Raw genomic sequence first — 12,073 nt, forward strand, 5'->3', positions numbered from 1 at the left:
TCGTCCGTCCGGAAGGGGCAGCACGCGCATGGAGCAGTACGAGCCCGACGACCGCCTGTCACCGGCCCAGCTCGCGGCCATGAGGCGCAGCCTGCGCACCGGCCGGGCCGCGCTGACCCGGCGCTCGCTGCTGCGCGCCTCGACAGGCGGCGCGCTGGCCCTGGCCGGCCTCGGGACGCTGAGCGCCTGCGGCATCCCGGCCGCGGGGAAGAGCGCGGGCGGCACGTCCGCCGACGACCGCTCGGCGAAGGAGAAGACCGTCACCTTCTCCAACTGGACCGAGTACATGGACGTCGACGGCAGCGGGAAACGCCATCCCTCGCTCGACGCGTTCACCAAACGCACCGGGATATCCGTCCGGTACACCGAGGACATCAACGACAACGGCGAGTTCTTCGGCAAGATCAAGCCGCAGCTCGCCGCCGGCCAGGACACCGGCCGCGACCTGATCGTCCTCACCGACTGGCTCGCCGCGCGCCTGATCCGCCTGGGGTGGGTCCAGAAACTGGACGCGTCCAACCTGCCGCACGCCTTCGCCAACCTGTCCGCACAGTTCCGCACCCCCGACTGGGACCCGGGACGGGCGTACTCGTACCCCTGGCAGGGCATCTCGACGGTCATCGCGTTCAACAAGAAGGCGCTCGACGGCGTCGAGGTGAAGTCGGTCTCCGACCTCCTCGACAACCGGAAGCTGAAGGGCAAGGTCGGCTTCCTCACGGAGATGCGCGACAGCGTCGGCATGACCCTCCTGGACCTGGGCAAGGACCCGGCGACGTTCACGGCGGACGACTACGACGCGGCGATCGCGCGCCTCCAGAAGGGCGTCGACAACGGCCAGATCCGCCGCTTCACCGGCAACGACTACACCGCCGACCTCACCAAGGGCGACCTCGCCGCGTGCATCGCGTGGGCGGGGGACGTCGTCCAGCTGAAGGCGGACAGCCCGGACGTCGATTTCGTCATCCCCGACAGCGGCTACATGACGTCCAGCGACAACCTGCTGATCCCCAACAAGGCGCGCCACAAGACGAACGCCGAACGGCTCATGGACTACTACTACGAGCCCGGACCGGCGGCGCAGCTCGCCGCGTACATCAACTACGTCTGTCCGGTGGACGGCGTCAAGGACGCCCTGGCGAAGATCGACCCGGACGCGGCGGACAATCCGCTGATCATCCCGGACAAGGCGATGCAGGCCAAGTCGCACTCCTTCCGCTCGCTGAGCGCGAGCGAGGAGACCGCATTCGAAGCGAAGTTCGCGAAGCTCACTGGGGCGTGACGACGATGACAGACAACAGCGGCGACGTCCGCCTGACCGGCATAGGCAAGACGTACGGCGCGTTCACCGCCGTGCACCCCCTCGACCTGACCGTCCCGCAGGGTTCGTTCTTCGCGCTCCTCGGGGCGTCCGGCTGCGGCAAGACGACGACCCTGAGGATGATCGCGGGCCTGGAGGAGCCGACCGGCGGGACCGTCCACCTCGGCGACCAGGACGTCACCCGCCTGCCGCCCCACAAGCGGCCCGTGAACACCGTCTTCCAGTCGTACGCCCTCTTCCCGCACCTCGACATCTACGAGAACGTCGCATTCGGCCTCAGGCGGCGCGGGATCAAGAGCGTGAAGAAAATGGTCGACGACATGCTGGAACTCGTCCAGCTGGGCGAGCAGGCCCGTAAACGGCCCCACCAGCTCTCCGGCGGCCAGCAGCAGCGCGTCGCCGTCGCCCGCGCCCTCATCAACCACCCCAAGGTGCTCCTCCTCGACGAACCCCTCGGCGCCCTCGACCTGAAGCTGCGCCGCCAGATGCAGCTGGAGCTCAAGCGCATCCAGACCGAGGTCGGCATCACCTTCGTGCACGTCACGCACGACCAGGAGGAGGCCATGACGATGGCCGACACGGTCGCCGTGATGAACGCGGGCCGCGTCGAGCAGCTCGGCGCCCCCGCCGACCTGTACGAGAACCCGCGCACGACGTTCGTCGCGAACTTCCTCGGCACCTCCAACCTCATCGAGGCCGAGGTCGACACCAAGAACGGCGACGACATCGTCCTCAAGGCCGAGGGCGGGCGGCTCGTCCTGCCCGCGTCCCGCTGCCCCGCCCCGGCGACGCCCGGCGGCAGACTCCTCGTCGGCGTCCGCCCCGAGAAGGTCGCCCTCACGCACGCGCACGAGGCGTCCGCCGTCCCGGAAGGCCGCAACCGGCTGCGCGGGACGATCGCCGACGCCAGCTTCATCGGCGTGTCGACGCAGTACGTGATCCGTACGGCCGTCTGCCCCGAGTTCGCGGTGTACGCCCAGAACGTCGACCGGGACGCGCGCCTGATACCCGGCGCCGAAGTCGTCCTGCACTGGGCGCCGGCGCACACTTTCGGCCTCGACGCGTCCCAGGACATTGACGCGGGCACCGAGGAAGAGGCGGTCGTCTGATGGCGGCCACCCTGACCGAGCCCACGACCGAGGCTCCCGCGCGCGTGCGCAAGAGAGGCCGCTGGACGCCGTACTGGCTGCTGCTCCCCGGCATCCTCTGGCTGCTCGTGTTCTTCGCGCTGCCGATGATCTACCAGGCGTCGACCTCCGTGCAGACGGGCTCCCTGGAGGAGGGCTACAAGGTCACCTGGCATTTCGCGACCTACTGGGACGCCCTCCAGGAGTACTGGCCGCAGTTCCTGCGCTCGGTCCTGTACGCCGCCGCCGCGACCGTCCTGTGCCTGGTCCTCGGCTACCCGCTGGCCTACCTGATCGCGTTCCGCGCGGGGCGCTGGCGCAACCTGATCATGATCCTGGTGATCGCCCCGTTCTTCACCAGCTTCCTCATCCGCACGCTCGCCTGGAAGACGATCCTCGCGGACGGCGGCCCGGTCGTCGGCGCCCTCGACACCCTGCACGTCCTGGACGTCACCGGCTGGCTCGGCTGGACGGCCGGCGACCGCGTCCTCGCGACGCCCCTCGCGGTCGTGTGCGGGCTGACGTACAACTTCCTGCCGTTCATGATCCTGCCGCTCTACACGTCCCTGGAACGCATCGACGGCCGCCTCCACGAGGCCGCCGGTGATCTGTACGCGCGCCCGTGGACGACGTTCCGGAAGGTCACCTTCCCCTTGTCGATGCCGGGGGTCGTCTCCGGGACGCTGCTGACGTTCATCCCGGCGTCCGGCGACTACGTCAACGCCGAACTCCTCGGCTCGACCGACACCCGCATGATCGGGAACGTCATCCAGACCCAGTTCCTGCGCGTCCTGGACTATCCGACGGCCGCCGCGCTGAGTTTCCTCCTCATGGCCGCGATCCTTTTCATGGTCACGTTCTACATCCGCCGTTCCGGGACGGAGGACCTCGTCTAGATGTCCTGGCTCAAGCGTCATCTCGTCGTCATCGCCGGATTGTGCACCCTGGCCTATCTGCTGCTGCCGAACGTCGTCGTCACGGTTTTCTCCTTCAACAGACCCAAAGGCCGTTTCAATTACGAGTGGCAGAACTTCTCCCTCGACGCGTGGAAAGACCCGTGCGGTGTCGCCGGAATGTGCGGATCGCTCTCGACCAGCCTCCAGATCGCGTTCTGGGCGACCCTCGGGGCGACCGCGCTCGGCACGATGATCGCCTTCGCGCTGGTCCGCTACCGCTTCCGCGCACGGGGCGCCGTCAGCTCGCTGATCTTCCTGCCCATGGCGATGCCCGAGGTCGTGATGGCGGCCTCGCTGCTCACCCTGTTCCTCAACATGGGCGCCCAGCTCGGCTTCTGGACGATTCTCATCGCCCACATCATGTTCTGCCTGAGTTTCGTCGTGACGGCCGTCAAAGCGCGCGTCATGTCGATGGACCCGCGCCTCGAAGAAGCCGCCCGCGACCTTTATGCCGGACCGGTCCAGACATTCCTGAGGGTGACCCTCCCTATTGCCGCCCCCGGAATCGCCGCCGGCGCGCTGCTCGCCTTCGCGCTCTCCTTCGACGATTTCATCATCACCAATTTCAACGCCGGTTCGACCGTCACGTTCCCGATGTTCGTCTGGGGTTCCGCGCAGCGCGGTACTCCCGTGCAGATCAACGTCATCGGCACGGCGATGTTCCTCGTCGCCGTCCTCCTCGTGCTGGTCTCCATGGCCGTCGGCAGACGCCGTAGCAGGCACAGGGTTTGACGTCCACGCGGTCCGGGAACACCCGTCGCCGCTTCTGCGCCGACTTCGGTACGGCTCACCCCGCGCGCGTGGCGTACGGCGCCGGACCCGACGGGTCCGCACCCGGCCGTTCCGCCAGGGAGCGTGCCGAACAGGCCGGTGCCGTGCTCACCGGCGCACGCGGGAGCGGAGACCGGTATGTGATCCGCTTCACTCCGGATAGGCCCCCGAACTCGCGTAATGCTCACCGGGAAACCTCCCTCTCTTCCTCGTGACGCCACCGCGTCGACGACGGAAGACGACAGAAAGGGAGGTCTTCTCGATGACTGGGGCCAAGACTGCGGTCGAATGGCTGGCATCCGTAGCGCCCGACCCCGACGCCTGCCGGTGGGAATGGGAGCGCAACCCCCTCGGGGTCGCGCTGCTGCCCGCCGGGCGCGCCTGGGACGTGCTGATCCTGCCGGGTGAACTCGGCCGTCCGACCCTCGACATCCTCACCCGCATCCTCGACCGGACCGGCCCGGTCCTGGTCGACTTCGGCGACAACCGCATGGGGTTCTTCGTGCCGCCGGGCACGGCCGCGCGCTGGCTCGGCACCGGGATCCGCAGCGCCGGGAACGGCACCTGGATCGTCGTCCCGTACCCGGGCCGCTCCACCGGCGCCGTCCGCTGGCTGGTCCCCCCGGACGGCACCGGCACGCTGAACGACCCCGCGCTCCTCGAACTCGCCATGCACGAGGCCGCCGCCGGGCTCGCGGCGGGGGAGGACGGGTGATCACGGGCTGACCGGTCCGCGAGCACACCTCCGCGTCCCCCATTCCGGGGAGGGTGCCCGCGCGTGAACACGCAACGTCGGCCGCCCGTGCGGCCGACGCGGTCGTACGCCTACGAGTCGGCCGTCGCCTTGAGCGCCAGCCACAGTTCCATCCGCACGTCCGGGTCGTCCAAGGAGCGGCCCAGGATCTCCTCCACGCGGCGCATCCGGTAGCGCAGCGTGTGCCGGTGCACTCCCAGATCGGCGGCGGCTGCGTCCCACTGGCCGTGCCGGGAGAGCCACGCGCGCAGCGAGGCGACCAGGTCCCCCCGGCCCGTCGCGTCGTGCTCGTGCAGTGCCCGCAGGAGACCGTCCGAGAACGCCCGCACCGCGTCGTCCGCGAGGAGCGGCAGGACCGAGCCCGACGCCAGCTGGTCGTGCTCCACGAACGCCCTGCCCCGGCGCCTGGCGACCGACAGGGACTGCTCGGCCTGCTTGTGGCCGACCGCGGCCGTACTGGGGCCCGCCGGGCCCGACAGGCCGATCACCAGGTCGTGGCCCTCCGTCGACCGGTCCGCCTCCACCTCCGCCGCGTACTCCACCGTCTCCGCCAGCACCCCGCCGTCGTCCACCGCGACGACCACCAGCCGCTCGCCCTCCGGGACGACCAGGACGGGTTCGGCCACGCGGGCCGCCGCGGACTCCAGGGCCTCGGCGAACTCCTCCAGCGGGTCCTCGCCGTCCGGCACGCGCGCGCCGGGGCCCGGTTCCGCGACGATCACCCGGAACGGGGCGTCCAGCAGACCGGCGTACAGATCGCCCGCCACCGCGCGCGCGTGATCCGGTTCGCCCGCGAGGAGCATCCGCAGGACCGCCGCGCCGATGCGCTGCTCGGCCGCGCGCAGGGAACGGGAGCGTTCCGTCGTCAGGGTGAGGAGGGCGATCGCCGAGTGGACGGCGTACCGCTCGGTCGTGCCCGGGGCGGTGGCCGTGCCGACGGCGAGCGCCGCGCGCGGGCGGCGGCCGGTACCCAGGGAGTGCAGCTCCACCCGGTCCTCGCCGTCGATCACCGAGGAGGCCGGGGCGGGGCGCTCGCGCAGGCGCGCGACGTCCGCCGTGAGGCGGGCCGCCCTGCGCCACGCCCACTCCGGGGCCGCCGTGACGACCGCGCCCGACGGGTCGTACAGCGCCGCCCAGCCGTCCACGTGGGCCGCCAGCGCCGCCAGCAGGCCCTCGGGGCCCGCGGCGAGGGTCTGGCGCGTCAGCTCGCGCTGAGCGGCGAAGCCGTCCGTCACCGCGCGGTACTGGTCCGCCGCGATCGCCGCGGAGACGGCCTTGCCGATCGCGATGAACGGGGTCCTGCGCGGCACTTCGAGGAGCGGCAGCCCCTCCGCGCGGGCCGCCTCCACCAGCGCCCCGGGGACGTCCTCGTAGTTGACGCCCACCGCGAACCCCAGCCCCACCACCCCCGCCTCCACCAGCCGCCGTACGTACCGGCGCATCGCCTCCGGGTCCTCGGCGTCCAGCTTCAACGCCGTGATCAGCAGCAGCTCCCCGCCCTCCATGTACTCCGCCGGGTCCGGCAGCTCGCTCACATGCGTCCACCGCACCGCCACACCGAGCTTGTCCTCGCCCGCGCGGACGACGAGCTTCAGCGCGGAGTGGTGGACGAGGGAGGCGAGGGTGGGGGGCATGGTGCCTTCAGACGCGAGGAGGTCGGGAGCAGTGCCGATTGTGCCTCAGCGCCGCGCCCCTCGGTGGGCCGGCTTTTCGCGCAGGGCCGGGTCCCACATGCCGATGGCGGCCGGTAATCGCGTGTCGACGATCAGCCGTCGACGTGACTCCGCCGCAGGTCCACCAGCATCGGCGGCGCGTATTCGCCCCGCACGCTCGTGAGGGACAGCACCGCGTGGCCCGGCGGGACCTCGTGGGCCAGTTGGGACGCCGACCAGCGCTCGCGCTCGACCTGGCGGACGGTCACCGCGTCCGTGGTGACCGCCTTGCCGGTGACGAGTTTGCGCAGGGCGTGGATCGCGCGGGTCATCGGCTGGTCGGCGAAGACCGTGTGCTTGGCGACCTCGGTCGTCTCGACCCACTCCGTGCCCCACGTCTGGGCGAACCGGTTGCCGTCCCACGTCGTGACACCCGCGTACGCCATCCGGCACCCCACGGCGCCGTACAGCGGCCCGTGCAGGGCCTCCGGGACGTCCCCGACACTCCGCAGCGCCAGCACCACGCCCGCGTCGCGCGAACGCAGGCGCTGGATGTGCCGCACGGACTCCGCGGTGACCGTCCCGGTCGCGTCGTCCAGCACGAGGCACGCGAAGTGCGCGCGCCGGTCCTCCCGGACGACCGCGTTGAACTGCGTGAGCACCAGACGCGTGAGGACCCGCCCGGCTTCCTCGTGCCCGCGCGCGGGGAGGTCGATGCGGACACGGAGGGGGTGGTCGGCGAGCGCGCGGAGGGAGAAGGCGCGGTGGGGGGCGGTGTACGGGGGCTGGTCGCCGCGCGCTCCGTGGGTGTCCCCGCTGCCCCCCAGGAACTCCGCGAACACCGGCCTGCTCAGCAGCGCCAACCGGTCCGCCAGCGCGCGCCCCGCGTCTCCGGGGGCCCCGGTCTGGCGGATGCGCGCGTCCAGTTCGCGGCGCATGACCTCGTCCCCGGCGAGGGCGTCGCGCAGGGACGCCAGCGCCTCGGGGCTCTCCAGCAGCTCGCGCAGGGCCGGGAGGGTCGGGAAACGGCCGTGCACGGCCCGGTAGGGGCCCAGGAGCTGGGCGAGGGCCGTCGCCGCCTGAGGAGTGGCCAGATCGCCCACGAGGGCCTCGGAGAGGATCGCGGCGGCCTCGTCGGGGTCGTCGGAACCCGCGTACGGGTCGAGGTCGTGGACGGAGGACGGGTCGCCGATGCGGACGACGACGTCGAAGGAGTCGTCGGAGCCCAGCGGCGCGCCCGCGGAGGACACCGCGACGACCGCGCACGCGCCCGTGAGCGCGCGCAGGGCCAGCGATTCGGTCACCGGCTCGATCAGCGTGCGCGTCTTCCCGGAACCCGACGGACCGACCGCCAGCAGCGAGGTCCCCAGCACGTCCGCCCCGAGCGCGGCCCCCGCGTCCCGGTAGGGCACCGGCGCCCGCTCGGCGGACACCCACCGCCCGATCCGCACCTGCCCGGCGAGCAGGTCGTGCAGCGCGGTACGGCGCGGCAGATCGCGCGCGCCCGAGGGATGCGTCCAGGCCGCGCCCCCCTGCCGCAGCACCGCCTCCCGGAACGCCCCGAGCGAGGCGCCCGCGCGCGCGAGGCCGAACGCGTGCTCCACGCGCGCGCAGTCGACGTCGTTCATCCGCCCCGCCGCGACCTCACCGCTCAGCAGGTCGGCCGCCTCCGTCTGCCCGGCGTCCCGCAGAGCGGGCCACTGCGCGCGCGGGCGCTCGACGACGACCTGCGCCGGCGCCTCGCCCCTGCGCACGGCCAGCAGCTCCTTCGCGTACGGCCACCAGCCCCCGGCCTTCGCGAACGGCCACACCACCAGCGCGGTGATCACCGCGTACAGCGAGTCCGTGAACAGGGCCGACGTGAACAGCTCGTAGCTCCCGGAGATCAGCACGACCAGCGAGAACAGCGGGTCCACGACGGGCAGCGAGTCCCAGCCGACCAGCGGGAACGCGTCCGGGAACACGAAGCTGAGCGTCACCAGGGCCGCGACGAACGCGTACACCGCGCGCGCGGGCTGCGGACGGCGCCCGATGAAGTGCCGCACGGCGTCCGGCCAGCTCCCGAGGCGGCCCATCGTGTACATGAGGACGGCGAAGAACAGCCCGTCGTACACGACCCGCGCCTCCGCGCCCTCCGTGGTCTTCGCGGAGGCCATCGTCCCGCCCCACCACCAGTCGCCCGGCGTGAACAGCCGCAGCAGGGTGAACTGGTAGGGGAACGAACCGCGCCGCCACAGCGACCACAGGACGAGCGCGACGACCAGCGGGATCAGCAGGCCGACGACGGTGACGGGGGAGAGGCGCTCACTGTCCTGCGAGGCGTCCTTGGGCGGCCGGAAACCGAACCGCCAGATACCGGGGCGGGCTTCGGGGCGGGGGGTGTCGAGCCACGCGGACACGGCGCTCACGGGGGGTGCCTTGTCGTACGAACCGGGCGCGTGGGCCGGCCTCGGTGGCACCCCCGCACCACCCTCCGGGGACCCCGCAGGGCGCGGCACAGGGCTCGCATGCGTACCGCGCGCGTCCTGCGTCCCGTCGCTGTTCATCGCCCTGCCCCCTGACCAGCCGCTCAGTCCACCGTCAGCCGTCAATCTAACGCGCCCGCAAAGGGAGTTCACCGCTCCCGCGCCAGACCGCGCCGACACAGCCGTCCGCCGGCACTGTCCACGGCGGACAACGCGCCGCCCGGAAGGCGCCCACATGGAGCATGCCCAGCTTGTCCACCCCGTCCTAACCTGCGAGAAAACGGAGGCGGACGCGCTGGGTACACGCACCCCGGTGGACCCCGTCCCGTACGCATCACCCGGTTCGCACCCCCTAGGAGCCCCCATGACCGACCTTCCGCAGGAGCGCCGGATCGTCACCGCGATCCCCGGCCCCAAGTCGCAGGAGCTTCAGGCCCGTCGCCTCGCCGCCGTCGCGCGGGGCGTCGGTTCGGTGCTGCCGGTGTTCACCGCGCGCGCGGGAGGCGGGATTGTCGAGGACGTCGACGGCAACCGGCTGATCGACTTCGGCTCCGGGATCGCGGTCACCAGCGTCGGCGCGTCCGCCGAGGCCGTCGTCCGGCGCGCGAGCGCGCAGCTCGCCGACTTCACCCACACGTGCTTCATGGTCACGCCGTACGAGGGGTACGTCGAGGTCGCCGAGGCGCTCGCGGAGCTGACGCCCGGGGACCACGCGAAGAAGAGCGCGCTGTTCAACTCCGGCGCCGAGGCCGTCGAGAACGCCGTCAAGATCGCGCGGGCTTACACGAAGCGTCAGGCGGTCGTCGTCTTCGACCACGGCTACCACGGCCGGACCAACCTCACGATGGCTCTGACGGCCAAGAACATGCCGTACAAGCACGGTTTCGGGCCCTTCGCGCCCGAGGTGTACCGGGTGCCCGTCGCGTACGGCTACCGCTGGCCCACCGGCCCCGAGAACGCGGGCCCCGAGGCCGCCGCGCAGGCCATCGACCAGATCTCCAAGCAGGTCGGCGCGGACAACGTGGCCGCGATCATCATCGAACCGGTGCTCGGCGAGGGCGGGTTCATCGAGCCCGCGAAGGGCTTCCTGCCGGCGCTGAGCAAGTTCGCCGCCGACAACGGGATCGTCTTCGTCGCCGACGAGATCCAGTCCGGGTTCTGCCGCACCGGCCAGTGGTTCGCCTGCGAGGACGAGGGGATCGTCCCCGACCTGATCACCACCGCGAAGGGCATCGCTGGCGGGCTGCCGCTCGCCGCCGTCACCGGGCGCGCCGAGATCATGGACGCCGCGCACGCGGGCGGGCTCGGCGGCACCTACGGCGGCAACCCCGTCGCCTGCGCGGGCGCGCTGGGCTCCATCGAGACCATGAAGGCCCTCGACCTCAACGCCCGCGCGAAGGCGATCGAGGCGACGATGAAGGCCCGGCTGCTCGCCATGGCCGACAAGTTCGACGTCATCGGCGACGTGCGCGGGCGGGGCGCGATGATCGCCGTCGAGCTGGTCAAGGACCGGGCCACCAAGGAGCCGGCTCCGGAGGCCACGGCGGCTCTCGCCAAGGCGTGTCACCAAGAGGGGCTGCTGGTCCTGACCTGTGGAACGTACGGGAACGTCCTCAGGTTCCTGCCGCCGCTGGTCATCGGCGACGACCTGCTGGGCGAGGGCCTCGACATCATCGAAGGCGCGTTCGCGGCCATCTGACGGGCGTGTGAAGAACGTGTGCGGGGAGGATGGCGGCTCCGGGTTCGGCCTGTTGCCGGGACGGGAGCTGCCGTAGTTTCGTTCGTGATGAGAGATACACCCGCTCACGGGAGACCGTGGACGGTGCCGGGCCGGGGCCTCCCCAGCTTCGTCCTGGTCGTGCCTCGCGCACACATCCGGAGCCACTGGTTCCGGTGATCTCCTCACCGATCGGACCGTCGCCCGCCCCAAACCCCCCGGGGCGGCGGCACCCCGGTCTGGACGGCCGTCCCGGAACCACCCCCCCTGTTCCGGGACGGCCGACCTCCTTCCAGAGGTGCGAACCACTCGCAGGGCCCCGATTCTCCAAATCGGGGTCTTCTTTTTGAGGGATTGGCGATACGGTACGTCTCGTCTCGTCAACTGTCCTGGCCCTTAGGAGATCTCGTGGAACGCTTCGTCGACATCGCCCCCGGAACCCGCCTCTGGGCCGAGGAGCGCGGCGACCCGCACACGCCCCCGCTCCTGCTCGTCATGGGCGCCCAGGCGTCCGGCCTCGGCTGGCCCGAGCCCCTCGTGGACCTCCTCGCCACCCGGCACCGCGTCATCCGCTACGACCACCGCGACACCGGCCGCTCCACCTGGGGGTTCGACGAGCGGCCGTACCCGATCACCGCGCTCGCGCGGGACGCCGTCGCGGTGCTGGACGCGTTCGGGGTCTCGCGCGCGCACGTGGTGGGACTGTCGCTCGGCGGGATGCTGACACAGCTCCTTCTCGCCGACCACCCGGACCGGCTGCTCAGCGCGACGCTGATGGGGACGAGCGCGCTCAGCGAGACGCCGTACGCGGGCGGGGAGCTGCCCGGCATCGAGGCCGAGGTACTCGCGCTGTGGTCCACTCCGGTGCCGGACGATCTGACGTTGGACCAGGAGCTGGACCGGCGCGTCGAGCACTGGCACGCGCTGCACGGGAAGTCGCTGCCGTTCGACGCCGCGTATTACCGCGCGCTGGAGGGGGCGATCATCGAGCACACCGGGCATCACCGGGTGAACACCGCGCACGGGCGCGCGGACACCGACGGGATGCTCCGTACGGGGGCGCTCGCGCGGAACGCTGTGCCGACGCTGGTGGTCGAGGCGCCGGCCGAGCCGGTGTTCCCGCCGCCGCATGCCCGGCATCTCGTGCAGGTGATCGGGGGTGCGCGGCTGGTGGAGGTGCCGGGGATGGGGCATGCGCTTCCGCCGGAGGTGTGGGGGGTGTTGGCGGGGGCGATTCTGGAGCACGCGGGTGCCTGAGAAGGGCGGCGGGCTTCTGGCGTCGAGGGGGCGGCTTCCGGAGGGCCGGCTTCGAG

9 protein-coding genes and 1 pseudogene are annotated in these 12,073 nt (G+C 71.6%); 8 read left to right on the plus strand and 2 right to left on the minus strand.

Annotation, left to right across the window (positions count from 1 at the left end; all coding sequences use genetic code 11):
- Positions 1-28: 28 nt before the first annotated feature.
- From ACQCO7_RS31320 to ACQCO7_RS31340, 5 genes are all read left to right on the plus strand, one after another.
- Positions 29-1,279 (plus strand): polyamine ABC transporter substrate-binding protein, encoded by a 1,251-nt coding sequence (locus ACQCO7_RS31320; RefSeq protein WP_464074940.1) that lies wholly within the window; start codon positions 29-31, stop codon positions 1,277-1,279.
- Between the two features lie 5 nt (positions 1,280-1,284).
- Positions 1,285-2,427, plus strand: coding sequence for an ABC transporter ATP-binding protein (locus ACQCO7_RS31325; protein ID WP_464077330.1), 1,143 nt, complete (start codon positions 1,285-1,287; stop codon positions 2,425-2,427).
- The gene (locus tag ACQCO7_RS31330; RefSeq protein WP_464074941.1) at positions 2,427-3,341 is read left to right on the plus strand and encodes an ABC transporter permease; all 915 of its coding nucleotides are present in this window, start codon (positions 2,427-2,429) and stop codon (positions 3,339-3,341) included. Before ACQCO7_RS31325 ends, ACQCO7_RS31330 begins: the two co-directional genes overlap by 1 nt.
- Positions 3,342-4,133 (plus strand): ABC transporter permease, encoded by a 792-nt coding sequence (locus tag ACQCO7_RS31335; protein WP_464074942.1) that lies wholly within the window; start codon positions 3,342-3,344, stop codon positions 4,131-4,133. It abuts the gene before it with no gap.
- 301 nt (positions 4,134-4,434) lie between these two features.
- Entirely contained in the window at positions 4,435-4,887 is a 453-nt protein-coding gene (locus ACQCO7_RS31340; RefSeq protein ID WP_055718530.1) for a bifunctional DNA primase/polymerase, read from the plus strand.
- A gap of 110 nt (positions 4,888-4,997) precedes the next feature.
- Here ACQCO7_RS31340 and ACQCO7_RS31345 read toward each other — a convergent pair whose 3' ends face one another.
- The gene (locus ACQCO7_RS31345) at positions 4,998-6,560 is read right to left on the minus strand and encodes a PucR family transcriptional regulator (RefSeq protein ID WP_464074943.1); all 1,563 of its coding nucleotides are present in this window, start codon (positions 6,558-6,560) and stop codon (positions 4,998-5,000) included.
- A 131-nt stretch (positions 6,561-6,691) separates the two neighbouring features.
- The gene (locus tag ACQCO7_RS31350; RefSeq protein ID WP_464074944.1) at positions 6,692-9,124 is read right to left on the minus strand and encodes a type IV secretory system conjugative DNA transfer family protein; all 2,433 of its coding nucleotides are present in this window, start codon (positions 9,122-9,124) and stop codon (positions 6,692-6,694) included.
- A gap of 283 nt (positions 9,125-9,407) precedes the next feature.
- On the opposite strand from ACQCO7_RS31350, the gene gabT reads away from it, so the two are divergent.
- The 3 genes and pseudogenes from gabT to ACQCO7_RS31365 all read left to right on the plus strand — a co-directional run bounded on the left by gabT (position 9,408) and on the right by ACQCO7_RS31365 (position 12,017).
- Entirely contained in the window at positions 9,408-10,742 is a 1,335-nt protein-coding gene (gene gabT, locus ACQCO7_RS31355) for a 4-aminobutyrate--2-oxoglutarate transaminase (RefSeq protein WP_464074945.1), read from the plus strand.
- A 116-nt stretch (positions 10,743-10,858) separates the two neighbouring features.
- Positions 10,859-11,044, plus strand: a pseudogene (locus ACQCO7_RS31360) (phosphatase PAP2 family protein); the annotation flags it as partial.
- Between the two features lie 124 nt (positions 11,045-11,168).
- Positions 11,169-12,017, plus strand: coding sequence for an alpha/beta fold hydrolase (locus ACQCO7_RS31365; protein ID WP_464074946.1), 849 nt, complete (start codon positions 11,169-11,171; stop codon positions 12,015-12,017).
- Positions 12,018-12,073 lie beyond the last annotated feature (56 nt).

This window comes from Streptomyces saintjeani (assembly GCF_055409605.1).